This window comes from Nonomuraea sp. NPDC002799, from assembly GCF_053592075.1.
Genome location: NZ_JBSFVA010000015.1, coordinates 31309 through 55918, shown reverse-complemented (window position 1 = coordinate 55918; position 24610 = coordinate 31309). Strand labels below are relative to the sequence as shown.

Annotated in this window: 23 protein-coding genes; 11 read left to right on the top strand and 12 right to left on the bottom strand. The window is 71.1% G+C overall.

The features are described 5' to 3' along the window. Nucleotides 1-41 precede the first annotated feature (41 nt). Nucleotides 42-1289 (top strand): MFS transporter, encoded by a 1248-nt coding sequence (locus tag ACWD0F_RS26135; RefSeq protein WP_449879696.1) that lies wholly within the window; start codon nucleotides 42-44, stop codon nucleotides 1287-1289. Nucleotides 1290-1306: 17 nt separating this feature from the next. On the opposite strand, the gene ACWD0F_RS26130 is transcribed toward ACWD0F_RS26135, so the two are convergent. Together ACWD0F_RS26130 and ACWD0F_RS26125 are read right to left on the bottom strand one after the other, a co-directional pair. Beyond that, a complete protein-coding gene (locus tag ACWD0F_RS26130; RefSeq protein ID WP_449879694.1) occupies nucleotides 1307-2437 on the bottom strand; it encodes an NAD(P)/FAD-dependent oxidoreductase in 1131 nt (376 codons plus the stop codon). A gap of 43 nt (nucleotides 2438-2480) precedes the next feature. Then, nucleotides 2481-3104, bottom strand: coding sequence for a hypothetical protein (locus ACWD0F_RS26125; protein ID WP_449879692.1), 624 nt, complete (start codon nucleotides 3102-3104; stop codon nucleotides 2481-2483). Nucleotides 3105-3173: 69 nt separating this feature from the next. Between ACWD0F_RS26125 and ACWD0F_RS26120 the strand changes: the two genes are divergently transcribed. The 7 genes from ACWD0F_RS26120 (at nucleotide 3174) to ACWD0F_RS26090 (ending at nucleotide 9764) form a co-directional block, all read left to right on the top strand. Then, complete coding sequence (locus tag ACWD0F_RS26120; protein WP_449879689.1) at nucleotides 3174-3803, top strand: IclR family transcriptional regulator; 630 nt, start codon at nucleotides 3174-3176, stop codon at nucleotides 3801-3803. Between the two features lie 77 nt (nucleotides 3804-3880). Further along, entirely contained in the window at nucleotides 3881-5050 is a 1170-nt protein-coding gene (locus ACWD0F_RS26115; RefSeq protein ID WP_449879688.1) for a homogentisate 1,2-dioxygenase domain-containing protein, read from the top strand. After that, nucleotides 5047-5814, top strand: a complete 768-nt coding sequence (locus ACWD0F_RS26110) for a hypothetical protein (protein ID WP_449879686.1) — start codon at nucleotides 5047-5049, stop codon at nucleotides 5812-5814. Before ACWD0F_RS26115 ends, ACWD0F_RS26110 begins: the two co-directional genes overlap by 4 nt. Beyond that, nucleotides 5811-6917 carry a fumarylacetoacetase gene (fahA, locus tag ACWD0F_RS26105; protein ID WP_449879684.1) on the top strand — a complete coding sequence of 369 codons (1107 nt, stop codon included), beginning with the start codon at nucleotides 5811-5813 and terminating at the stop codon, nucleotides 6915-6917. The genes ACWD0F_RS26110 and fahA overlap by 4 nt, the downstream gene beginning before the upstream one ends. A gap of 85 nt (nucleotides 6918-7002) precedes the next feature. Next, complete coding sequence (locus tag ACWD0F_RS26100) at nucleotides 7003-8181, top strand: Ig-like domain-containing protein (RefSeq protein WP_449879682.1); 1179 nt, start codon at nucleotides 7003-7005, stop codon at nucleotides 8179-8181. Between the two features lie 71 nt (nucleotides 8182-8252). Next, nucleotides 8253-8684 carry an NfeD family protein gene (locus ACWD0F_RS26095; protein ID WP_449879679.1) on the top strand — a complete coding sequence of 144 codons (432 nt, stop codon included), beginning with the start codon at nucleotides 8253-8255 and terminating at the stop codon, nucleotides 8682-8684. 3 nt (nucleotides 8685-8687) lie between these two features. Then, complete coding sequence (locus ACWD0F_RS26090) at nucleotides 8688-9764, top strand: SPFH domain-containing protein (RefSeq protein ID WP_449879677.1); 1077 nt, start codon at nucleotides 8688-8690, stop codon at nucleotides 9762-9764. Between the two features lie 222 nt (nucleotides 9765-9986). Here the strand turns inward: ACWD0F_RS26090 and ACWD0F_RS26085 are convergent, their stop codons facing one another. From ACWD0F_RS26085 to ACWD0F_RS26070, 4 genes are all read right to left on the bottom strand, one after another. Then, complete coding sequence (locus ACWD0F_RS26085; RefSeq protein WP_449879675.1) at nucleotides 9987-10511, bottom strand: hypothetical protein; 525 nt, start codon at nucleotides 10509-10511, stop codon at nucleotides 9987-9989. After that, the gene (locus tag ACWD0F_RS26080; protein ID WP_449879673.1) at nucleotides 10508-10762 is read right to left on the bottom strand and encodes a hypothetical protein; all 255 of its coding nucleotides are present in this window, start codon (nucleotides 10760-10762) and stop codon (nucleotides 10508-10510) included. Before ACWD0F_RS26080 ends, ACWD0F_RS26085 begins: the two co-directional genes overlap by 4 nt. A gap of 159 nt (nucleotides 10763-10921) precedes the next feature. Beyond that, a complete protein-coding gene (locus tag ACWD0F_RS26075) occupies nucleotides 10922-12091 on the bottom strand; it encodes a Gfo/Idh/MocA family protein (protein WP_449879671.1) in 1170 nt (389 codons plus the stop codon). A 170-nt stretch (nucleotides 12092-12261) separates the two neighbouring features. Further along, nucleotides 12262-13404, bottom strand: a complete 1143-nt coding sequence (locus ACWD0F_RS26070) for an ROK family protein (protein ID WP_449879669.1) — start codon at nucleotides 13402-13404, stop codon at nucleotides 12262-12264. Between the two features lie 159 nt (nucleotides 13405-13563). Here ACWD0F_RS26070 and tdh point away from each other — a divergent pair, with 159 nt between their 5' ends. From tdh to ACWD0F_RS26055, 3 genes are all read left to right on the top strand, one after another. Further along, on the top strand, nucleotides 13564-14592 hold the full coding sequence (gene tdh / locus ACWD0F_RS26065; protein ID WP_449879667.1) for an L-threonine 3-dehydrogenase: 1029 nt from the start codon (nucleotides 13564-13566) through the stop codon (nucleotides 14590-14592). Next, complete coding sequence (locus ACWD0F_RS26060; protein WP_449879665.1) at nucleotides 14592-15761, top strand: glycine C-acetyltransferase; 1170 nt, start codon at nucleotides 14592-14594, stop codon at nucleotides 15759-15761. Before tdh ends, ACWD0F_RS26060 begins: the two co-directional genes overlap by 1 nt. Before the next feature lie 70 nt (nucleotides 15762-15831). Next, the gene (locus tag ACWD0F_RS26055; protein ID WP_449879663.1) at nucleotides 15832-16734 is read left to right on the top strand and encodes a LysR family transcriptional regulator; all 903 of its coding nucleotides are present in this window, start codon (nucleotides 15832-15834) and stop codon (nucleotides 16732-16734) included. A gap of 60 nt (nucleotides 16735-16794) precedes the next feature. Here the strand turns inward: ACWD0F_RS26055 and ACWD0F_RS26050 are convergent, their stop codons facing one another. From ACWD0F_RS26050 to lhgO, 6 genes are all read right to left on the bottom strand, one after another. Continuing rightward, complete coding sequence (locus ACWD0F_RS26050) at nucleotides 16795-18690, bottom strand: YfjP family GTPase (RefSeq protein WP_449879662.1); 1896 nt, start codon at nucleotides 18688-18690, stop codon at nucleotides 16795-16797. Next, the gene (locus ACWD0F_RS26045) at nucleotides 18687-20444 is read right to left on the bottom strand and encodes an ABC transporter (protein WP_449879660.1); all 1758 of its coding nucleotides are present in this window, start codon (nucleotides 20442-20444) and stop codon (nucleotides 18687-18689) included. The genes ACWD0F_RS26050 and ACWD0F_RS26045 overlap by 4 nt, the downstream gene beginning before the upstream one ends. Before the next feature lie 61 nt (nucleotides 20445-20505). Beyond that, nucleotides 20506-21162: a response regulator transcription factor gene (locus ACWD0F_RS26040; RefSeq protein ID WP_449879982.1), complete on the bottom strand. Its 657-nt coding sequence runs from the start codon at nucleotides 21160-21162 to the stop codon at nucleotides 20506-20508. Nucleotides 21163-21227: 65 nt separating this feature from the next. After that, nucleotides 21228-22610: a sensor histidine kinase gene (locus tag ACWD0F_RS26035; RefSeq protein ID WP_449879658.1), complete on the bottom strand. Its 1383-nt coding sequence runs from the start codon at nucleotides 22608-22610 to the stop codon at nucleotides 21228-21230. A gap of 29 nt (nucleotides 22611-22639) precedes the next feature. Next, on the bottom strand, nucleotides 22640-23332 hold the full coding sequence (locus ACWD0F_RS26030) for a response regulator transcription factor (protein WP_449879656.1): 693 nt from the start codon (nucleotides 23330-23332) through the stop codon (nucleotides 22640-22642). A 20-nt stretch (nucleotides 23333-23352) separates the two neighbouring features. Next, a complete protein-coding gene (gene lhgO, locus ACWD0F_RS26025; RefSeq protein WP_449879654.1) occupies nucleotides 23353-24576 on the bottom strand; it encodes an L-2-hydroxyglutarate oxidase in 1224 nt (407 codons plus the stop codon). Nucleotides 24577-24610: the final 34 nt, after the last annotated feature.

Here is a 24610-nt window from a genome sequence, read left to right as displayed (position 1 = left end):
CAGAATAGCGGGGTTTGTCGTTTTCAGGGGGTCAAAGTCCGGTGCACAACTATCTCAGCGATCTCGGCCTGCTGCGAGACCGCCGTTTCGCCTTGTTGTTCTCGGCGCGGACGTTGTCGATGCTGGGCAGTTCGTTCGCCCCCGTGGCGCTGGCGTTCGGCGTGCTGGGCCTGCCGGGCGCGAACGCCACCACGCTGTCGATCGTGCTCGCCGCCGAATCGGTGCCCATGATCGTGTTCATGCTGATCGGCGGCGTCATCGCGGACCGGCTGCCCCGGCAGCGGGTGATGACGGCCGGCGAGCTGCTGATGGCGGCGGGCTTCCTCGGGCTGGCGCTGATGATGCTCACCGGCTGGACGCCGCTGCCCGCGATGTGCGCGGCGGCGGCGCTGACCGGGGTGGCCACGGCCGTCACGTTCCCCGCGCTGACCGGCATCATCCCCGAGGTCGTGCCGGTGGAGCGGCTGCAGACCGGCAACGCCCTGCTCGGCCTGGGCGCGAACGCCTCGCGGGTGGCCGGGGCGGTGCTCGGCGGCGGCACGGTGGTGCTGTTCGGCGGGGGCTGGGCGCTGGCGGTGAGCGCCGCGATGTTCGTCGTGGCCGCCGTGCTCATCGCGATGTTGCGCGGGGCGCCCGGCGCGGCGCAGGAGCGCGTGAAGCAGTCGGTCTTCGCCGACCTGCGTGACGGCTGGCACGAGTTCAGGTCGCGGCAGTGGATCTGGGTGGTGGTCGCGCAGTTCTCGGTGCTGGTCATGGCCATCCAGGCCGGGCACGGGGTGCTCGGCCCGCTGATGGCCCAGGAGCGCCTGGGCGGTCCGGCGGCCTGGTCGGCGTTCCTGGCCGGCGAGGCCATCGGGACGATCGTGGGGGTGCTCCTCGCCCTGCGGTTGCGGCCCCGGCGGCCGATCCTGGTGGGCGTGCTGCTCTGCCTGCCGGCCGCGCTGCCGTACGTGCTGCTCGGGCTCGACGCGCCCTTGTGGGCCATCGTGGCGGGGGCGTTCGTGCTCGGTGTCTGCTTCGACGTGTTCGGGGTGTTGTGGCAGACCACGATGCAGCGCGAGATCCCGGCCGAGGCGCTGTCCCGGGTCAGCTCGTACGACGTGCTCGGCTCGCTGATGTTCGGCCCGATCGGGCTGCTGCTGGCCGGGCGGGCGGCGGACGTGTTCGGCACGGAGGAGGCGCTGCTCGGCTGCGCCGTCCTGGTCGTGGTGTCGACGCTGGCCGCGCTGCTCTCCCCCGGGGTGCGCAATCTGCGCTCCGAGCGGGTCTCTCACACCGACCTGCAGTAGGCGTCGGCCCCTTGGGGCTATCCGGTCTGCCCGCTCGTGCGCAGCCCGCGTGCGGAGGCGCGCTCGTGCAGCCCGAAGCGCGGCTCCGGCTCGTGGGCTCCGTCGAGGGCGCCGGCCACGTAGCGGGCCAGCGCGGGCGCGTGCTTGAACCCGTGCCCGGACTCCCCGCCCATCAGCCACACCCCCGGCGACACCTCGGCGATCACCCACTCGGCGTCGGGCGTGAGCGTGTACTGGCACACCTGGCTGAACAGCACCGGCGCCTGCGCCAGCGAGGGGAACCTGCGCCCCAGGTAGCCGCGGGCCCGCTCGACGCTGATCGGGTCGACCACCCGCGTGCCGTGCTCCGGCTCGTACGGCGGCCCTTCCACGTCGGAGGTCGCCTTCATCCCCGTGCCGTCCACGTCGCCGTGCCCGTAGACGGAGGCCCCGTAGTCGACCCAGGCGGGCGTCTCGGGGATCGACCACGCGGGCGGCACCGCGAAGTGCACCGTGTCCTGCTTCGTCACGGTCACCGGCACCTCGCCGAACAACTCGGGCAGCCACGCCCCGCACGCCCACACCACCCGGTCGGCCCGCCGCACCTCGCCGTCGACCTCGACCGCGCTCAGATAGGGCGCCGCGTCGCCGGCGACCGGCGTCGCCCGCCCTCTGACCAGCCGGACCCCGGCCGCCGCCGCCAGGGCGGCCGTCACCTGGGTCGCCCGCCTGGCCCTGATCACCCCGGCGTGCGGCTCCCAGAGCAGGAAGCTGAGGCCGTCGCCGCGGAAGTCGGGAAAGAACCTGTCTCCGTCGGCCGGGTCGAGCACCTGGCAGGCGATGCCGAGATCCTTCAGCACCCGGGCGCTGGCCTGCTCCAAGCCGTCCGGCGTGCGGGCGAACCAGACCATGCCCGCCTCGTGGTAGAGCTCCTCGCCGGCCCGCTCACCCAGCTTCAGCCAGTCGCTCCTGGCCTGCCAGGCGAGCCGGGCGTACCAGTCGTCGCCGCCGTGCGCGCAGCGCAACAACCGCGTCTCGCCCGCGCTGGCCTGGCGTACGTGGCCCGGCTTGTGCTGCTCGATCAGCGTCACCTGCCAGCCGGTTTCGGCCAGCCACAACGCCAGTGACGACCCCCAAATGCCCGCTCCGACCACAATGACCGATTTCATGAGACCACGGTGACCGGAAAGAGCCGCCGATGGCAAGACTCGTTCACACGATGATGAGCCGGACCACGACGCCGGCGCAGTTGCCCGCCACGCAGACGCGCACCGGCACCTCGGAGATGCCCGGCTTCGCGGGCACCCCGCCCACGTGGCCGTCGGGCCCGATCGTCACGTCCGGCGGCAGCCTGCCGTGGTCGGTCACGGTGAAGGTGGGGACGACGCCTCTCGGGCCGCCGTTGATGCCGATCTCGCCGGTCAGGGCGGTGCCGGCCCGGCCGGGGAAGGTCAGCTCGCGCGGCTCCCAGGGCACGTTGCCGAGCACGACGAGGGTCAGCTCCTGCTGCTCGCACACCTGACCGGCGCAGATCTGGACCGCGGCGACGTAGGTGCCGGAGCGCTGGGGCTTGCCGTAGAGCCGGCCGTTCTGGTCGACCTTGATCCCGACGGCGAGGTAGGCGGCGCGGAACACCACGCCCTTCGTGATGGGCAGCAGCCGCTGGCTTACCTCGATGCCTTCGGTGACGTAGAAGGTGTCCTCGACCACGGCCGCCGCCGGGTCGAGCGGGGTCCGCCCGGCCATCTCGGCCACGGGGCCGGTGAGCGCGGGCACGGCGGGCGCCAAGGCGCACATGGCCAGCCCGGCCAGCAGCAGCACCCACCTTTGCCGCATCCTTACCCCCCGCTCCCCTGTACCGATACGTACCCCCTCACCGCGCAGCGTCACTAGATAATCGATGGCATGGTCGCTGAATCCGCTCAGACCCTGGAACGCGGGCTCCGCCTGCTGAGGTTGCTCGCCGACGGCAAGGGCGGGCGCACCCCGACCGAGCTGGCCGCCGGGTTGTCGCTGAGCCGTCCTGTGGTGTACCGCCTGCTCACGACGCTGCTGAACGAGGGTTTCGTGCGCAGGGACGGCGAGGGGCGGGTGCATCTCGGGTTCGGCCTGCTGGCGCTGGCCCAGGCCGTGCAGCCGCTGCTGCGCGCGACGGCGGTGCCGACGCTGCGCAAGCTGGCCGAGCAGGTGGGCGCGACCGCGCACCTGACCGTGGCCGAGGGCGACGACGGGCTGGCCGTGGCGGTGGTCGAGCCGTCCTGGACCAACATGCACGTGGCCTACCGCGAGGGCTCGCGCCATCCGCTGGCCAAGGGCGCGGCCGGGCGGGCGATCCTGGCCTTGCGCGAGGGGCGCGACGACTACTTCGTGTCGGAGGGGCAGTTGCAGGAAGGGGCACGGGGTGTCGCCGCGCCCGTCACGGGGCTGCCCTGGCTGGAGGCGTCGGTGGGGGTGGTGACGTTCGGGACTCTGGAGGAGTCCACCGGGCCCCGGGTGGTGGCGGCCGCCGCCGAGCTGGCGGCCGAGCTGGCTTGACAACTCCCGACTGATGGCAGACGTTTGGTACGTATAAAGGACACTTCCGTCCGCTTAGCGGACACATGGAGGAGCGGATGCCGTACTACCGAGTCGTGGGTGAGGTACCCCGCAAGCGGCACGTGCAGTTCAGACGGCCGGACGGCGGGCTCTACGCGGAAGAGCTGATGGGCGAGGAGGGCTTCTCCTCCGACTCCTCGCTGCTCTACCACCGGCACCTGCCGACGGCGATCGTCAAGGCCGAGACGGTCACGCCCGCAGTGGACACGCGGTTGGAGCCCAACCTGCCCCTCTCGCCGCGCCACTTCCGCACCCAGGACCTGCCGGGCGCGGGCGACCTGGTCACCGGACGCCGGCTGCTGGCCGGCAACGGCGACGTCCGATTGTCGTACGCCACCAGCGACCAGCCCAGCGAGCTCTACCGCGACTCCATGGGCGACGAGTGCGTCTACGTGCAGCGCGGCAGCGTGCGCTTCGAGTCCACCTACGGCGTGATCGAGGCGGGCGAGGGCGACTACGTGATCGTCCCGACCGGGACCATCCACCGCTGGGTGCCGAACGGCCAGGTCAACGTGCTGGCCATCGAGGCGGCCGGGCACATCAGGCCGCCCCGGCGCTACCTGTCGCAGTACGGGCAGTTCCTGGAGCACGCGCCCTACTGCGAGCGCGACCTGCGCGCCCCCGCCGAGCCGCTGCTCGCCGAGGGCGCGGAGGTGCCGGTGCTGGTGCGCACGCGCGGCGGGCTGACCCGGCTGGTCTACCGCGACCATCCGTTCGACGTGGTGGGCTGGGACGGCCAGCTCTATCCGTACGCCTTCAACATCCGCGACTTCGAGCCGATCGTGAAGAAGACGCACGCGCCGCCGCCGGTGCACCAGACGTTCGAGGGGCCCGGGTTCGTGGTCTGCTCGTTCTGCCCGCGGCCGCTCGACTTCCATCCCGAGTCGGTGCCGATCCCGTACAACCACCACAACGTCGACTCCGACGAGTTCATGTTCTACGTCGGCGGCGACTACTCCGCGCGCGCGGGCTCCGGGATCGACGTCGGCTCGATCTCGCTGCATCCGGCCGGGTTCACGCACGGGCCGCAACCCGGCGCGGTGGAGGCGGTGATCGACGCGGTCGCGCGCGGCGTCACGACCACGAGCGAGATGGCCGTCATGGTCGACACCTTCCGCCCGCTCGACCTCGGCCAGAGCGCGCTGGCCTGCGAGGACTCCGGCTACGCCTGGACGTGGGCCCGATGAGCATCTTCACCGAGCTGATCGACGACGCCGGCCTGTTCCCGCCGACCTCCCTGCACATGGACGAGGCGCTGGCCCGCAACCGGCGCGACCTGGAGCACGGCAGCACGGTGCTCACCCACCGCTTCCTGTGCCCCGCCGGCCGGCTCGACCGGCTGCGCGGCCTCCCCTACCGGCCGCGGCGGATCGGCGTGATCGTGGACACGGTCGGACTGCCGGCCATCGACGACCTGCCGGTCGACTTCGTCGAGATGTCCCTGCCGGACGACACGACCGTCGAGGAGCTGGCCGGGCGGCTCGGGCTGCCGGACGGCGTGCGGCTCTTCGTCGAGATGACGGCCAGGAAGCTGACCGTGGAGGTGCCCGCCGGCGTGGGCCTGAAGGTGCGCTGCGGCGGCTCGACGGCCGAGGCGTTCCCGCCGGTGGAGCAGCTCGCGGCCTTCATCCGGTTCTGCGTGCAGCACGAGATCCCGTTCAAGGCCACCGCCGGGCTGCACCACGCCGTCCGCCACTTCGACCCCACGCTCGGGGTGGACCGGCACGGCTTCCTCAACCTGCTGCTGGCGGTCTGCGAGGCCGTGGACGGGCGCGATCCGGCGCCCGTCCTGCGCTCCACCGACGTCGGCCATCTCGTACGGCTGGCGCACGCGGTCGAGGCGGACAGCGCCGAACGCGCGCGGCGGCTCCTGGTGAGCTACGGCTCGTGCAGCACCAGCACACCCGTCGAGGACCTGCGCGCCCTCGGACTGATCAAGGAGGATCTGTGAGCTGGGGAGTCGGCAATCTGCCGTATGGGGTCTTCTCCCCGCCCGGGCAGGAGCCCCGGGTGGGCGTGCGGTACGGCGACAAGGTGCTCGACCTGGCCTCGGCGCTGCACGACGAGGTGTTCGCCGCCCCTTCGCTGAACCCATTCATGGCCAGAGGCCGCGCCGCCTGGCACGACACCAGGGCCCTGATCCAGAACAAGCTCACCGGCGACCTCCCGATCACCGAGCGGCACCTGGTCCCGCTGGACCGGGTGCGGCTGCACCTGCCGTTCGAGGTCGCCGACTACGTCGACTTCTACTGCTCGCTCGACCACGCGAGCAACATCGGCGCGATCTTCCGTCCCGACGCCGAGCCGCTGCTGCCCAACTGGCGGCACCTGCCCGTCGGCTACCACGGCAGGTCCGGGACGGTGGTGGCGTCCGGGACACCCGTCAGGCGGCCGCAGGGGCAGCTCGGGGCCGGGGTGTTCGGGCCGTGCGCGAAGCTGGACATGGAGGCGGAGCTGGGCTTCGTGGTGGGCGTGCCGACGGAGCAGGGCTCACCTGCCGGGGCGTTCGAGGACCACGTGTTCGGTGTGACGCTGGTCAACGACTGGAGCGCGCGGGACATCCAGGCGTGGGAGTACGTGCCGCTGGGGCCGTTCCTGGCCAAGTCGTTCGCCACCTCGATCTCGCCGTGGATCACGCCGCTGGAGGCGCTGCCCAGGATCCCCGGTCGCGCCCAGGATCCCGAGCCGGCCGCCTACCTGCGCAGGCAGGCCGACTGGGGGTTCGACATCCGCCTCGAAGTGTTGCTGAACGGCGAGATCGTGTCGCGGCCGCCGTACTCCTCGATGTACTGGACGCCCGACCAGATGCTCGCCCACCTGACGGTGAACGGGGCGTCGTTGCGCACCGGAGACCTGTTCGCCAGTGGCACAATCTCCGGGCCCGAGCCCGGTGAGCGCGGTTCGCTGATCGAGCTGACGTGGAACGGGAACGAGCCGATCAAGCTGCCGGGCGGCGAGACGCGGGCGTTCCTGCAGGACGGGGACACCGTGACCATCAGGGCCACGGCCGGCGACTCGACGCTGGGGGAGGTCACCGGCACGATCATCTCCTGACTTGTCCGGCATGTAACTCGACGTGCTCGACCCATGACAGGCCGCTACCCTGGGAACACCCCTTCCCTCGGAAAGCAGGACTGACATGCGGCGTGCCGTGATGATGTGTGTCGTCTTCCTTCTGGTCTGCCTGACCTGCGGCTGCGACTCCGAGGCGACCGAGCCCCCTTCCGCTCCTCCCGTCGTGCAGGTCTCACCGAGCTTCGACAGCAAGCGCGCCAGGACCGACCACGGCCTGGTCGTCACGGTGCGCGGCGGCACGCTCAGCCAGGTCCTGGTCTACGAGGGCGGCGAGCCCGTGCCCGGCACGCTCAACGGCACCCGCACCGCCTGGCGCACCGACTGGACGCTCAAACCGGGGACCGAATACACGGTGACCGCCACGGCCTCGGGCGACGACGGGCCGGCCACGGTGGCGATCGGGCGCCTGCGCACCCGTACGGCGGAGCACACGGTCCAGGTGGTCTCCACCGCCCCGCTGCCCGGCGAGACGGTCGGCACCGGCATGCCGATCATCCTCGACTTCGACACCCCGGTGGCCGACCGGACGGCCGTCGAGCGGGCGCTGGAGGTCACCTCGGACGGCCCGGTCGAGGGCGCCTGGCGGTGGACCGGCGACACCCAGGTGATCTACCGCACCCGCAGGTTCTGGAATCCCCGGCAGAAGGTCACGGTCACCGCCCACCTGGCCGGCGTCCGCGCGGGCCCCGGCCTCTACGGCGCCACCGACACCACCTTCGCCTTCACCGTCGGCCGCAGGCAGAGCAGCTCCATCGACACCACGACCCACCAGATGGTCGTCCAGCGCGACGGCGAGATCGTCCAGCGGATGGCCATCAGCGCGGGCAACGCCACGACGCTCGAATACACCACGACCAGCGGCGTCCACCTGACCATGGACAAGGGCAATCCGGTCCGGATGGTCTCCCCCGGCCGCGACGAAGGCGATCCCGGATATTACGACCTGCTGATCGACCACGCCGTGCGCATCTCCAACAGCGGCGAATATGTACACGCCAGGGACAACGTCTGGGCCCAGGGCCGGGCAAACGTCAGCCACGGATGCATCAATTCCCGCCCTGACCAGGCGGCCTGGTTCTACGACAGCTCCCTGCGCGGTGACCCCGTCACCATCACGGGCACCAGCCGCGCCCTCGAATGGGACAACGGATGGGGTTTCTGGCAACTGTCGTGGGAGAAATGGCAACAAGGAAGTGCGCTGCGCGACGACGGGACAGGGGCCGGACGGGTGCCGCAGCGGTGATTCCCGGATTACGGTAGAAGAAGGGGAACCACTCGCTTACTCAGGCCCGTTGTCTCATCAGGAGGGCCGGCATGGATGAATGGATCGTCTGGATAATCCTCGCAGTAGTCCTCGGCGTGGCCGAGATCTTCACGCTCACTGCCTCGCTCGGGCTCCTCGGGGTGGCCGCGCTCCTCACCGCCGCCACGGCCGCCATCGGATTGCCCGTTCCCCTGCAGTTACTCTTCTTCGCCGCCTCCTCCGCGGCCGGCCTGCTGGTGCTCAGGCCGATCGCGATGCGCCACATCAGACAGCCACCACTGCAGCGGTTCGGCGTGGAAGCGCTCGTGGGCAAGCCCGCCTACGTCGTCGCCGAGGTCACGGGCCGCGACGGCCGTGTCCGCATCGGCGGCGAAGAGTGGTCAGCTCGTGCCTACGACGAGACCCTGGTGATCCCCACGGGGGCGACCGTAGACATCATCGAGATCGAGGGCGCCACAGCCCTCGTATATCCCCGGGAGTAAGTCATGGATCCGCTGCTGCTGGTCGGGCTGTTCATCATACTTTTCGCGGTGTTCACCGTGCTCAAGGCCGTCCGGATCGTCCCCCAGGCACGGGCGCGCAACGTCGAACGGCTCGGCAGATATCACCGCACCCTCAAGCCTGGCCTCAACTTCGTCATCCCCTACATCGACCGCGTCTACAACATGATCGACCTCCGCGAGCAGGTCGTCTCCTTCCGCCCGCAGCCCGTCATCACCGAGGACAACCTGGTCGTCGAGATCGACACGGTCCTCTACTTCCAGGTCACCGACCCGCGCGCGGCGGCGTACGAGATCGCCAACTACATCCAGGGCGTCGAGCAGCTCACCGTCACGACCCTGCGCAACGTCGTCGGCTCCATGGACCTGGAGAAGACCCTGACCTCCCGCGACACCGTCAACAGCCAGCTCCGCGGGGTGCTCGACGAGGCCACCGGCAAGTGGGGCCTGCGCGTCAACCGCGTCGAGGTCAAGGCCATCGACCCGCCCAAGACCATCAAGGACGCGATGGAGAAGCAGATGCGGGCCGAGCGCGACAAGCGGGCCGCCATCCTCAACGCCGAAGGGCAGCGGCAGTCGCAGATCCTCACCGCGGAAGGCGACAAGCAGAGCCGCATCCTGCGCGCGGAGGGCCAGCGCACGGCCGCCATCCTGGAGGCCGAAGGCCAGTCGCGCGCCATCGACCAGGTCTTCCAGGCGGTCCACCGCAACGACCCGGACCCGAAGCTGCTGGCCTACCAGTACCTCCAGGTGCTGCCGCAGCTCGCGCAGGGCGAGAACAACACGTTCTGGGTGATCCCGAGCGAGGTCACGTCGGCGCTGCAGGGGGTCTCGAAGGCCTTCACGGAGGCCCTGCCGAAGTCGGCGGCGACGCGCGAGGAAGTGCCCGCGAGCACGGCCGCCGAGGAGGAGGCCGCCAGGGCGGCGGAGGCTGCGGCCGCGGCGGTCGCGGACGCCCAGGAGGCGGAGAGCCCGAACGGTCCGCGCCAGCTCACCCAGGCCGCCCAGGACCCGGACCCCCTGGCCGACCTCAACCGCAAGCCCAACGAAGCCGAACACTGACCCACGCACCACGGCCGTCCACAGCGTGAACAAGGTCATCAGCCCCCGCAGAGAAGGACCCGCAGGCGTGACGGCCGAGGGCCAGAGTGAAGGGTGAGGACTGGCCCAGGGCGAGGGATGAGGGCCAGTTCAAAGTGAGTGAGGGGTGACCAGAGCGAGTGTTGAAGGCTGGCCCAAAGTGAGGGGTGAGGGCCGAGATCAGCGTGCGGGACGCGAGCCAGGCTAGGAGGCGACGTCGAGGAGGTGGCGCACCTCGGTTTCCTGGTGGGTGGCCCTGGCCCGGCAGGCGAGCTTGACGGCGGCGTCGGCCAGGGCGATGTCACGGCTCACGGGCGCGATGTCATCCCCCATCCGGCTGCGCAGCCAATCGGAGATCTCGGCCCAGGAATAGACGCTGATGTTGTCAGCCTCGATCACCGGCGCGGGAAACCCACCCGGACCCCGCTGCCCGCTGGCGAGCTGCCGGAGACTGGCCTGCGTACGACCCCCATGCCGCCGCGCCGCATCACCCAGCGTCACCCCGTCGTTGTGCCCGACGCCGATCGCCCAGAGCCCGTCGACCGTCCTGATCTCGGTGAGGACGGCCGCGATCGCGTCGAGAAGGCGCTCCGCTTCGCGGTCGCACATGAAGTACGGTTGCGAGCCGCCCACCAGCGCACAGTCGTCCATCCCCGCCTCGAACAACAGGTTGAACTCCTCAGGGTCCGGCTCACGATTGAGCATGACCCGGAAATCCCAGACAGTCATGAAGTCTCCTCCTTGTCGCCGCCGCCACACGCGAGGTGCGTGGCCGCCCATCGGCGAATCTGCTTGGCGTGAACATCGGCGTTGCGGGGTGTGGAGTTGATCGAAAATGGGCTTCTGCCGCAGATGCAGGTGATCCACCCCCACCGGTGACCGTTGTGATCCTCGGCAACGGAGAAGGTTGCGCTGATCTTGCGAAGCGCTCTGATCGTCGCATTGATCTCGTTGTGCTGATGTCTTCCTGGACTGATCACGTTCTAATCTTGCAACAGTGTTGCATAGTTAGAACGGCTTTTCCAGCCCTAGAGCGCCAGCTAGGACACGACGATGCCCGTCACAGCCCCGACGATGCGGGCGCGCAGCGCCATATATCTCCTGCCGCCCGGCCGCCGCGGTTCCGGCCGATAGCGAGGTCAGCGCTGGCCGTTGTCGAAGTACGCGGCCAGCTCCGGGTCCAGGGGCGGCACGTCGTACGGCATGCCGTTGTCCCGCAGCGACATCGTCGCCATGTATCCGGCCGCCACGCTCATCCGCGCCGCCACAGGAGAGGTGTCCGTGACCCCGCCGTCCCTGACGAACCGGCAGAACTCGGCCAAGATCTGCCCGTCCGCGCCCCCGTGCGTCCCCTCGGCCGCCGGCACCTTGTACGTGATGTCGGAGTCATCCCGGTAACCCGTGGGCCCGGTGTTCCACACCTTGACCGTGTCCCCCGGCCCGTCGCCGAAGTTCTCCAGCCGCCCCTCGGTCCCGATGACCGTGTAGTTGCGCACGTAGTCGGGCGTGAAGTGGCACTGCTGGTAGGCGGCGATGACGCCGTTGTCCAGCCGCATGTTCATGACGGACACGTCCTCCACGTCGATGACGTGGTGCAGGTTCTCGCGCGCGGTCGGCGGCCACTCGAACTCCTGGAGCCAGCCCTCCGGGCGCGGCGTGTCCGGCCGGCGGCGCGGCAGGTCGCCGTAGAGCATCAGGTCGCCGAAGGCGTTCACCCTGGTGGTGTAGCCGCCGGCCAGCCAGTGGATCACGTCCAGGTCGTGCGCCGCCTTCTGCAGCAGCAGGCCGGTGGTGCGGGCGCGGTCGGCGTGCCAGTCCTTGAAGTAGTAGTCGCCGCCGTAGGAGACGAAGTGGCGCACCCAGACGGTCTTCGGCTCGCCGATGACGCCCTTGCCGATGATGTCGCGCATCAGCCGGACCACGCCCATGTGACGCATGTTGTGGCCGACGTACAGGCGCGATCCGGTCTCGCGGGCGGCGCGCAGGATCCTGTCGCAACCGTCCACCGTGATGGCCATCGGCTTCTCCAGGTAGACGGCCTTGCCGGCCTGGAGGCAGTCGATGGCCAGGCGCTCGTGCGTGTCGTCGGGCGTGTTGACGATGACCGCGTCGAGGTCGCGCCTGGCGAGCAGCTCCCGGTGGTCCTGCGTGCGGAACTCCGCGTCGAAGTGGCCGGCCTGACTGTCGAGCGCCGCCGGGTCGGAGTCGCACAGCGCCGTGACGATCGAGCCCCGGCCGGGCCGGTGCGCGGCCAGGGCGATGCTCGTCCGCAGGCCGAGGCCGATGACTCCGATACGCAGGTCTTCCACAGACGTCCTTTCTCTTTCGAGCCCGAGCAGGCGATGCCTGTCCAGCAGAAACCACGTGACAGGGGAGACTAGCGCCGATTTATGCAAATAACTAGTTTAAAGATGGCACATCTGCGCAGCGGCAGCGGCCGACCGCGACATCTTCGCGGCCGATCGCCGGGTTCTTTTGCTCAGGACGGCAGCGTGAAGAGCAACCTGTCGGCGTGGTCGAGTGCCCACCTGATCGCGCCCAGCGTGACGCACTCGCCGCCCAGGCCGGAGGCCACCACCAGGGGCGGATAGAGGCAGATCTCCGCGAAATGCTCCTGGATCGGCCCGACGAGCAGGTCGCCGGCCTTGGCCAGGCTGCCGCCGATCACCACCATCTCCGGGTCCAGGGGATTGACCAGGGTGGCCAGCCCTTCGCCGAGGTGGCGGGCGAGGGCGCGGACGGCGCGGGCGGCCGGCTCGTCCCCGGCCCGCGCGCGCTCGATGGCGAACTCGGCCGCCTCCCGCTGGGTGCGCATCTCCCCGGGCTCCACGGAGTCGGCGTACTCGGTGACGTGCCTGAAGGCCCGCCAGTGGTCGCCGGTCTGGCGGCCGAGCTCGCCGGAGGCGGCGTGCGCGCCCCGGTGCGGCCGGCCGCCGATCAGCAGCCCGACTCCCAGCCTGCTGCCGGTGAAGAGGTAGAGCACGTCGTCGCGCCCCTGCGCGGCGCCGCGCCAGCGCTCGGCCAGCACGGCCAGCCGCATGTCGTTCTCCACCAGCACCGGCGCCGGCAGCCGGCGGCCCAGCTCGCCCTGCAGGTCGAGGCCCGTCCAGCCGCCCAGCGCGACGCTCTTGACGACCCGGCCGGCGCCGTCGACCGTGCCGGTGGTGCCGACGCCGACGACGGCCACCTGCGCCACGCTCAGCCCCGCCGCGCCGGTCACGGCGCGCACCAGCGCGACGATCGCCTCCAGCCGCTCGGCGGCGGACAACGACGGGTGGTTGGGCACGCGGTGCGTGGCCACGATCGTGCCGTTGAGGTCGGCGACCATGGCCCGCATCCAGGACGCGCCGATGCCGACGCCGGCCACGTGCCCGGCCGACGCGCGGAAGCCGAACCTCTTGGCGGGCCGGCCGCGCCGGCGGTCGCCCGGCTCCTCGCCGCAGTCCTCGGCCCACCCCTCGGCCAGCAGGTCCTCCATGATCACCTCGGCCGTCGGCCTGGACACGCGGGCCGCCCTGGCCAGCTCCGACAGCGTCGCGACCTCGGCCTCGCGCAGGATGCGCAGGATCGCCGCCGAGTTGAGCCGGCGCAGAAGGGAGGCGTCACCGCTCTGCTGTCTCACTGGACCTCCGGTCGGTTTAAGCAACTTTGTTACTTTATTGCACCTGATCGCGGCGCCGCGTGAAGCAGAGCTGTGGGGGCACTTAAGAATCCCTCGATGGACATGTTCCGAGCGGAGCGGGCACAGTGCGTTAGGTTCGGACTAGGGGGAAACAGAACCATGAAAGCGCTGGTCAAGGAGACGGCCGAGCCGGGGCTCAGGCTCGCGGAGGTGCCGGAGCCTGAGATGGGGCCCGGCGAGGTGAAGATCCGGGTGCTGCGTACCGGCATCTGCGGCACCGACCTTCATATCCGGAAATTTGATGACTGGGCGCGGCAGACTCTCAAGCTTCCGCTCATCATCGGACATGAGTTCTCCGGCCATGTGGTCGAAGTGGCGCCCGGCGTCGAGGACGTCTCCGTCGGCGACCTCGTCAGCGGCGAGGGCCACCTGGTCTGCGGCAAGTGCCGCAACTGCATGGCGGGCCGCAGGCACCTGTGCCGCAACACCGTCGGGCTCGGGGTCAACAGGGACGGCGCCTTCGCCGAGTACGTCACGCTGCCCGCCTCCAACGTCTGGGTGCACCGCGTCCCCGTCCACCCCGACGTGGCCGCCATCTTCGATCCGTTCGGCAACGCCGTGCACACCGCGCTCTCCTTCCCCCTGGTCGGCGAGGACGTGCTGATCACCGGCGCGGGCCCCATCGGCCTGATGGCGGCGGCCGTGGCCACCCACGTCGGCGCGCGCAACGTGATGATCACCGACGTCAGCGACGAGCGCCTCGACCTGGCGGGCAAGCTCGGCGTCTCCCTCGCCGTGAACGTCTCCCGCGGCTCCATCGCCGAAGGCATGCGCACGCTCCACATGCGCGAGGGCTTCGACGTGGGACTGGAGATGTCCGGCAATCCGGGCGCCATGCGCGACATGATCGCGAACATGACCCACGGCGGCAAGATCGCCATGCTGGGTCTGCCGGCCGAGGAGTTCGCGATCGACTGGGCCACCGTGGTGACGTCCATGATCACCATCAAGGGGGTCTACGGGCGCGAGATGTTCGAGACCTGGTACAACATGTCCGTCCTGCTGGAGAAGGGCCTCGATCTGGCCCCGGTGATCACCGACCGTTACTCGTACCTAGACTTCGACGCCGCCTTCGACACGGCCGCCAGCGGCCGCACGGGCAAGGTCATCCTGGATTGGAGCGCTTGATGTTCACGAACGTGCGCCGGCAGTTGCGTACGACCCTCGACGAGATCACCGAGGCCGGGCTGCACAAGCCGGAGCGCGTGATCACGACCCCGCAGAGCTCCCGGGTCAGCGTGGCCGGCCGCGAGGTCCTGAACTTCTGCGCCAACAACTACCTGGGCCTGGCCGACCACCCCGAGGTGGTGCGGGCGGCCAAGGAGGCGCTGGACCGGTGGGGGTTCGGCATGGCGTCCGTGCGGTTCATCTGCGGCACCCAGGAGGTGCACAAGGAGCTCGAAGCCCGGCTTTCCGACTTTCTCGGCATGGAGGACACCGTCCTCTACAGCTCCTGCTTCGACGCGAACGGCGGCGTGTTCGAGACCCTGCTCGACGCCCAGGACGCGGTGATCTCCGACGCGCTCAACCACGCCAGCATCATCGACGGCATCAGGCTGTCGAAGGCCCAGCGCTTCCGGTACGCCAACCGCGACATGGCCGAGCTGGAGGCCAGGCTGAAGGAGGCGTCGGACGCGCGGCGGCGGCTGATCGTGACCGACGGCGTGTTCTCCATGGACGGCCATCTCGCCCCGCTGCGGGAGATCTGCGACCTGGCCGACCAGTACGACGCCATGGTCATGGTCGACGACTCCCACGCCGTCGGCTTCGTCGGCCCGACCGGTCGCGGCACGCCCGAGCTGCACGGCGTCACCGACCGGATCGACATCATCACCGGCACGCTCGGCAAGGCGCTCGGCGGAGCCAGCGGCGGCTACGTCGCGGCCCGCAAGGAGATCTGCGAGCTGCTGCGCCAGCGGTCGCGCCCCTACCTGTTCTCCAACTCGCTCGCCCCCGCCATCGCCGCGGCCTCGCTGCGCATCCTCGACCTGCTGGAGACCTCCAACGAGGCCCGCGAGCGGCTGCACGCCAACACCGCCCGCTTCCGCGGCGAGATGGCCAAGGCGGGGTTCGACATCCTGCCCGGCGAGCACCCGATCGTGCCCGTGATGATCGGCGACGCGGCGGCGGCGGGGGCCATGGCCGATCGCCTGCTGGACCTGGGCATCTATGTGGTCGGCTTCTCCTATCCCGTGGTGCCGCACGGCCAGGCCAGGATCCGCGTCCAGCTCTCGGCCGCCCACTCGGAGGCCGACGTCGACCGCGCCGTCCAGGCGTTCATCGAGGCGCGCGGCTGACCGAGCGGGCGCCGGTGCCCAGCCGGCATGCGAGCGCGTCAATCCGGCTCCGGGTGAGTATCCTCGCAGCGTGATAGACACGCGGCGGCTGCGCACGCTGCGCGCGGTGGCCGACCACGGCACGGTCACCGCCGCCGCGGCGGCGCTGCACCTCACCCCTTCGGCGGTCTCCCAGCAACTCGTGGCGCTGGAGCACGAGGTGGGCCATCGCCTGTTCACCCGTGACGGGCGCGGCGTGCACCTGACCGCCGTGGGCAAGATCATGGTCGGGCACGCCACCGAGGTGCTCGCCCAGCTCGAACGGGCCGAGGCCGAGGTGGCCGCGTACACGACGGGCTCGGCGGGCGAGGTCACCGTGGCCTGCTTCGCCACCGCGATCAGCGCCGTGCTCTCCCCCGCGATCACCACCCTGCGCGCCACCAACCCCGGCCTGCAGGTACGCGTGCTCGACGCCGAGGGCGACCACAGCCTCTCCATGCTGCTGGACGGCGAGGCCGACCTGGCCATCGCGGTCGAATACCGGGGTGCCCCCGACGCCGCCGACCGCCGCATCTCCCGCTCCCCGCTGTACGCCGAGCCGTTCGACCTGGTGCTGCCCCGCGATCATCCTGGGGCCCGGTCGGCGACCCTGGTGTCCCTGGCCACCGAGACCTGGATCGGCCCCTATCCGGGCAACCCGGTGCACGACCTGATCACGTTCGCCTGTCAGCAGGCGGGTTTCACGCCGAACCTGGCCCACTGCTCCGACGACTTCCGCGCCGTGGCCGCCCTGGTCGGGGCGGGGGCGGGGGTGGCGCTCGTGCCACGCCTGGCGCTGCGGGACATGGCGCTGGCCGGGGTCGTGGTGCGCCGGACGCCTGGGCCGGAGCGCCGCGTCTTCGCCGCCGTACGCCGGGGCGCCGACTCCCACCCTCTCGTGCGCCCGCTCCTGTCCACCCTCCGTTCGGTGGCTCACTCGCTGGGTGCGGAGTGATCGTGGGGCCGGCTCCGGCGGGCTGATCGGCGACGGCGGCTCGTGGGGCGGGCCGTGAGCTCAGGAGCGGGCGAGTTCGAGCGCGTCGGCGAAGCGGGCGTGCCGGTCCAGCTCCGCCTGTACGGGGTCCAGCACGTGCGTCCTGCTGACCTCGCCGATGGCCGCGCGCAACGCCTTGGCCGTACGTCGTGCCCTGCGTCTGCCGCCCGCCCAGGCGGCCAGCCGCGACAACAACGCGATCAGCACCCCCGCGAGCGCGCCGCCCACGAGCAGCACGGTCGGCCACGGCACCGCGCCGACGGTCGGGAGCGGCGGCTGCGGCAGGCGCAGGTAGTCCATCCCGAACAGCGCCCCGAGCCACAGCGCACCGGCCGCCATGGTCGCGAACACCAGCCACTGCAACACGTTCACGGCCCGCCACCACCTGGGACGCCGCGTGGCGCGGACGGACGTCTTGGCCACGGCCCGGTCCACCGCGTCGGCCAGGTCCTGCGAGCCCGACCTGGCCGCCTGCCGCACCGCCGCCGCCCACGCCGCCGGCAGCCCGGACACGGCCGCGTCGCCGACGTCCCTGATCGCCGTCTCCACCTGCGCCCGCTGTACGGCCGACGCCGCCGGCACGGAGGTACGCCCGACGATCTCCCTGTCCGGTTTCCTGGCCGGCGCGATGGCGCCGATCCGCAACCGGCGTAGCGGATCGGGCCTGAACCTGCGCATCCACCGGGTGACGGGCCATCCGGTCGCGACGACGGCCCGATGCCGGTGGCCCTTGGCCACGGCCGCCACGACCATCGGCACCCCCGCCGCCTCGGACAGTGCCGCCGTCAGCCCCTTGTCGAGCCCCGCCACCCGCTTCGAGGCATCCTTCGGACCGCCCGCCCCATCACCACCCTGCTCACCGGCACCCTCAGGGGTACCGTCCCGCCCGGCCGCGTCACGTCCCCCCTCCAGCACACCACCCGGCACCGCCGCCCGGCGACCGTCCGGAGGCACATCGCCCGGCACCGCCGCCCGGCGACCGTCCGGAACCACATCGCCCGTCTCGGTGGCTCGTGCGCCGTCCGGAGGTGCTTCGGCGGGGTCGCCGGAGACGATCGCCTCGCGTTCACCCTCGATGGCGCCATCGCCGGATGCTTCAAGGCCGGTCGCGGGGCCGGCCGTGGCGAGGTGGCCGGCGGCGGCGGTGATGTCGGCGGCCAGCCGGTCGGACCAGGCCCGGCGCTTCGAGACCCGGTCTCCGAGAAGCGACCGGAGCTCGGCCAGGCCCGTGCCGGTGCGGGCCGAGACGGCCAGAACCGGCACGCCCGCCAGCCCGTCCTCGTCAAGGAGCCGGCGCAGGTCGCGGACGCAGCGCTCGACGGTCTCCGGCGGCAGCCGGTCCACCTGGTTGAGCAGCATCACCATCACGTCCCGGTGCCCCGCGAGCGGGCGCAGGTAGCCGTCGTGGAGGGCGGCGTCGGCGTATTTCTGCGGATCCACCACCCACACCAGCAGATCGACCAGCTCCACCAGCCGGTCCACCTCCAGGCGGTGGGAGAGCCGGATGGAGTCGTGGTCCGGAAGATCCAGCAGGATGAGTCCGGATATGTCGGAGTTCGGGGTGGCGGAATGGCGCTGCGGAACCGACAACCAGTCGAGCAGCGGGCCCGAACCCTCCCCGTCCCAGAGCGCCGCCTGAGCGGCCGAGGTCGTGGGCCTGGTGATGCCCACGGTCGCCAGCTCCGTACCGGCCAGCGCGTTGTAGATCGACGACTTGCCACTGCCGGTGGCGCCCGCCAGCGCGGCCACGGTGTGGTCGACGGACAGGTGGCGGCGGGCGCCCGCGCGGTCCGCCACCGCCCGCGCGGCGGACACGGCCCGCCCGGACAGCCGCCCCTCGGCCAGCGTGGCCGCCTCCAGCAGCGCGGCCAGCCGGGTGTCGAGTGAGGGCCCCTCCTTGCGACGCAGCAGCTTCACGACCCCTCCTCCCCGCTCCCACCACGCCCAGGACGAGGAAGCTCGGCGGTCGGTGCGGCCGGCAGTTCCGCTCGATGGTCGCGTACGGTGCCGACGGCGGCCAGCAACGCCTCCCCCGTCCCCCGAGGCGGCTCGACGACGGCCAGCTCATCGGTGAACCGGGACGCCTCCTCCGCCAGCAACCCCCGCACCCGCTCCCGCAGGTCCTCCCGCGCCCGGCTGGTCAGCGACCGCACCGCCTGATCGCCGAACACCGCCTCCAGCAACTTCTGCGACAACACGCTGGTCCCGCCCGCGATCCCCACCTCGAGCCCGGTCAGCCCGCCGGTCGAGGCGAACACGGCGAGCATGACCAGCAGTCCGGCCCCGTTCACCCCGAACGAGGCCACCCGGGCGGTCGTCCGCTTCTCGGCCCCTTCCTGGCGAACCAGCTCAAGCACGTATTCCTGCCAGCCGCGCACCGCCGTCTCGGTCCGCCGGCCGAGATCGGGAGAGGCGCGGCCGAGCCGGGCGGACCGGACGGCGCCGAGCCGTTCGAGGAGGCCGGGCCCGCCGGGCGCGGCGGACCAGCCTTCGAGTGCTCGCTCGGCGGCCCCGTCGGCGGCGCCCCTGATCAGCGCCTCCACCCCGCTCTCCAGGGCGTCCCTGAGCCGCACCTCCGGCACCCGCCCGGTGAAGAAGCCGACGATCCGGTCACGCAGCCACCCCACGCGGCTCTCCAGGCCGCGCATGAGGTCGCCGGTGCCGACGAAGTCCTGCCAGCGCGCCAGCACCTCGCCGCGCAACAACGACCCGTCGCGCATGCCCTCGTCGAAGTCGGCCAGACCGCCCGCGTACGCGCCCGCCACGATGGAACGCAGCCCGTCGAAGGCCGCCTGCTGGCGGGAGACGGCCGTGGCCAGCGCGGGCACCCGGGTGGCCAGGCTGTCGAGCGCGCCGGACAACGTCTGGCGTACGACACGGGAGCGTTGCGCGGCGTCGGCGGCCAGCCCGGTGAGCCAGGAGGAGATGGGCCGCACCGTCTCGGCGGGCAGCCGGGCCTTCTCGGACGGCAGCGCGGCCTCGGGGACGGTGAAGAGGCGGGTGCCGGCCAGGCCGTTCTCGACGAGGAGGCGGGACAGGTCGCGCGAGACGGGGCCGTCGGCGTCAGGGGGGACCCGGTCGAGGACGATGGCCAGGGCGGTGCTGCGTTCGCGGGCCGAGCGCAGGAAGCTCCAGGGCACCTCGTCGGCGTAGCGGGCGGCGGTCGTGACGAACAACCACAGGTCGGCGGCGGCCAGCAACTGGGCGGCCAGCTCGCGGTTGGCGGTGACCACCGAGTCGATGTCGGGCGCGTCGAGCAGCGCGAGGCCCGCTCCGAGCGCGTCGGAGGTCACCACGCGCAGCGCTCCAGGGCCGGAGCCGGTGGCGCGCGACAGGCCCGGCAACACGTTCTGGCCCAGGAACCAGGCGTGGTCGTCCGGGCTGACCACGAGCGTCGGCACCAGCGTGGTGGGCCGCAACACGCCGGGCTCGGCCACGTCGGCGCCGACCAGGGAGTTGACCAGGGTCGACTTGCCGGCGCCCGTGGAGCCGCCGACGACGGCGAGCAGCGGCGCGTCCAGCGCGCGCAGCCGGGGCAGCAGGTAGTCGTCGAGCTGGCCGGTCAGCTCCCGCAACGCGCGCCGATCGTCGGCCGCCGCGCCGATCGCGAGCGGGAACAACTCGCGATCCAGCGGCCGGCGTAGCGTTTCCAGCGCGCCCAGCAGGTCCATACGGCCCACCCTACGGGTGGTCCGCGTCCAGCGGCCCACCCCGCGCGGCGGCGTTTCGCGCCTAGCCGGCGGGCGGCTCGCGCAGCACGTAGCCGACGCTGCGCAGGGTGTGGATGAGCCGGGGCTCGACGTCGTCGACCTTGCGCCTGAGGTAGGAGACGTACGACTCGACCACCCCGGCGTCGCCGCCGAAGTCGTAGTTCCAGACGTGGTCGAGGATCTGGGCCTTCGACAACACCCGCCCGGCGTTGACCATGAAGTAGTGCAGCAGCTTGAACTCGGTCGGCGACAGGCGTACCTGCCGCCCGCCCCGCCACACCTCGCGGGCGTCCTCGTCGAGCTCCAGGTCGGCCACCTTCAGCTTGCTGGCGGGCGCGCCCTCGGCCCGGGTGCGCCGCAACACCGCCCGGATCCTGGCCTGCACCTCTTCCAGGCTGAACGGCTTGGTCACGTAGTCGTCCCCGACCCGCAGCCCGGCGATCTTGTCCTCGGTGGCGTCGCGGGCGGTGAGGAAGAGCACGGGCGCGCCGATCCGCCGGGCCACCTCGAACCCGTCCAGGTCGGGCAGCATGACGTCGAGCACCACCAGGTCGGGAGAGGTCCGCTCGGCCACTTCCACGGCCTCCTGGCCGTCGGCGGCGGTCAGCACCTCGAACCCGGAGAAGCGCAGGCTGGCGGAGAGCAGATCCCGGATGCTGGGCTCGTCGTCCACCACCATGATCAGCGCCTCGGGTTTCGTCACCTACTTAGAGTGACGCAGCGAGCTTAGGGTTAGCTGAAGGCTCACTCCAAGGCGAGTGGGAGTTCGACGCGGAAGGTGGAGCCGCCCTCCGGCGAGCTGTCCACGGTCACCGTGCCGCCGTGGGCCAGCACGAGCGCCTGCACGATGGACAGGCCGAGCCCGCTGCCCCTGGCCTCGCCCGAGCGCCGGCGCGACCTGGCGGAGTCGGCGCGGTAGAAGCGCTCGAAGACGTGTTCGCGCTGCTCCGGGGTGAGGCCGGGGCCCTGGTCGGCGACGTCGAGGAAGAACGTGTCGGTGCCCGCTCCGGCGCGCACGACGATCGGCGAGCCGGCCTCGGTGTGGATGATCGCGTTGGTGACGAGGTTGCTGATGACCTGGCGCAGGCGTACCTCGTCGCCGGAGACGATCAGGGCCGCGCCGCCGACCACGTCCAGCTTGATCACCCGCTCGGGCGCGAGGATCCGGGCATCCTGTACGGCGTCCGCCGCCAGGGCCAGCATGTCCACCGGCCGCATCTGCAGCGGTCGTTGCTGATCCACCCTGGCCAGCAGCAGCAGGTCGTCCACCAGCACGCTCATCCGCCCGGCCGCCTTCTCCACGCGCTGCATCAGCTCGGCGGGGTCGGCGCCGGTGTTCTGCCGGGCGTACTCGGCGAAGCCGCGGATGGAGGTCAGCGGCGTGCGCAGCTCGTGGGAGGCGTCGCCGACGAACTGGCGCATGCGGTCCTCGGAGCGGCGGGCCGCCTCCTCGGAGGCGGATCTGGCGGCGAAGGCGGTCTCGATCTGGGCGAGCATCCCGTTCAGGGACCCCGCCAGGCGGCCCACCTCGGTACGGGGATCGCCGTCGGGCACCCGGCGGCCGAGCTCGCCCGCCGCGATGGCCTCGGCCGTGCGCTCGATCTGGCCGAGCGGGCGCATGCTGCGGCGCACGATCGTGACGCCCACGACCGCGAGGATGAGCAGGATGCCGCCGCCGCCCAGCAGCTCGATGAGGATGAGACGCCGGGTGATCGCGTCGACCTCCTCCAGGTCCACCGCGACCACGAGCGTGCGCCGCTGGACCATGCTCTCCAGCACCCGCCACTCGCCGTCCCCCTGGAGCGCGGGGGCGGTGTAGACCTCCTTGCCCGGCGACGGCGACAACACCGGCTTCGGCTTGGCGTCGACGTCGCGGTCGCTCAGCATCGGCACGAACCCGCCGCCCGGCTCCCTGACGAGGGCGATGGCGTCGGACTCGATCAGTATCGGCCGGTCGTCGGTCGCCCTGTCGTTGCGCCAGTCGCTTTTCACCTTCTTGTCCATGCGCGCGCTGAGCAGGTGGAGCTGGCTGTCCACCCGGTCGATGAGATAGCCGTGCAACACCGAGACGCTCACCAGGCCGATGAAGGTCATGCCGAAGCCGAGCAGCGCCAGCATCGACGCCATGAGCTTGATCCTCAGCGGCAGACCGCTCATTAGGGGCTCGGCGGCAGACGGAGGACGTATCCGACACCGCGCAGGGTGTGGATGAGCCGCGGGCTACGGTTGTCGATCTTCCGCCGCAACACGGACACGTACGACTCCACGATGCCCACCTCGCCCCTGAAGTCGTAGTCCCAGACGTGGTCGAGGATCTGCGGCTTGGACAGGACGCGGCCGGCGTTCGTCATGAAGTAACGCAGGAGCTTGAACTCGGTCGGCGACAGCGCCACCGCGTTGCCGCCGCGCCACACCTCGTGGCTCTCCTCGTCCAGCTCGATGTCGGCGAACGTCAGGCGGGGCGGGGCCGCCTGACCCTCCCCGCTCGTCCGGCGGAGCACCGCGTGGATCCTGGCGACCACCTCCTCCAGGCTGAACGGCTTGGTCACGTAGTCGTCGCCGCCGATCGTCAGACCGCGGATCTTGTCCTCGGTCTCGTCACGGGCGGTGAGGAAGACCACCGGCGTGTGCAACCCGCCGCTGCGCATCCGCCTGACGATCTCGAATCCATCCAGATCGGGCAGCATGACGTCGAGCACGACGAGGTCGGGGCGGTGTCGTTGCACAGCCGTGACGGCGTCCAGGCCGCTCTTGGCCGTGGTGACGTCGAAACCCGCGAACCTGAGGCTCGCGGCGAGGAGTTCGAGGATGTTCGGATCGTCCTCGACTATCAGCAGGCGTGATTCCATCACATCCAAGGATGCCCTCATTAGACGAGTGCTGGGACAATTCCGGCAATGTGTCTGGCAATGGCCAGACTCGACGTGGCGGCCGGAGAGGGCGCATTGCGTACCAGAACCACGTTTCCGTGCACGTCCACCACGAAGTCGTCGACCAGCTTCCCATCCCTGGCCACGGCCTGCGCACGGACCCCGCCGTGGGTGCGTTCGAGGTCGGCGGCGGTGAGCTCGGGGACGTAGCGGCGGGCGGCGCGGAGGAACGCGCCTTTCGCGAGGGACCCGTGGACTTCCTTGATTCCGGTACGCCAGTGCGCTCTGGCCATCCGCCATGTTCCCGGCCAGCTAAGAATTTGCCCGAAATTTCCGATATTTCGCCATTTGTACCCTTCGTAGGCCATCGCGAGCACCGCGTTCGGCCCCACCAGCACCTCACCGTCGATGTGCCGCGTCAGATGCACCCCCAGGAACGGGTAGCGCGGATCGGGCACCGGATAGATCAGCCCGCGCACGAGCTCCCTGGCCGCGCCCCTGAGCGCGTAGTACTCACCCCGGAACGGGACGATCCTGACCTCCCCCGGCTCCCCCGCCATTCTCGCCACCGCGTCGGTCTGCAGCCCGCCGCACACCACCAGGCGGTCGAAGGCGAACCTCCGCCGCCCCGCCAGCACCTCAACGCCGCCCGAACGCTCCCTGATGGCCCGGACCGGATGCGACAGGCGTACGGACCCGCCCAGCTCCGCCACGTCCTGCGCGAGCCGGCGGGCGACGGCGGGGAAGTCGCAGATCGCGGTGTGCGGCGAGTGGATCGCGCCGACGCCCACCGCGTGCGGCTCGATCTCGCGCAGCGCCGGTCCGTCGAGCTCGACGATGCCCGGCACCCCGTTGGCGCGCGCCCGCTCGGCCAGCGCGCTCAGCCGGGGCCGTTCGGCGTGGCTGCTCGCCACGACCAGCTTGCCGACCTCCTCGTACGGCAGGCCGTGCGCCGCGCAGTACGCCTTGAGCAGCGCCACGCCCTCACGGCACAACCTGGCCTTGAGCGAGCCCGGCGGATAGTAGATGCCGGCGTGCACGACGCCGCTGTTGTGCCCGGTCTGGTGCGCGCCGACCTGGCCCTCCTTCTCCAGCACGGTCACTTCGGCGCCCCTGGCGCGGGCCAGCTCGCGCGCCACCGCCAGCCCGACGATGCCCGCCCCCACGATCCCGATCTTCTCCGTCACACCCCGATTTTCCGCCAACCACCCCGTCCCCGCCATATCCGGACGAATCGAACATGAGTACGATGTCACT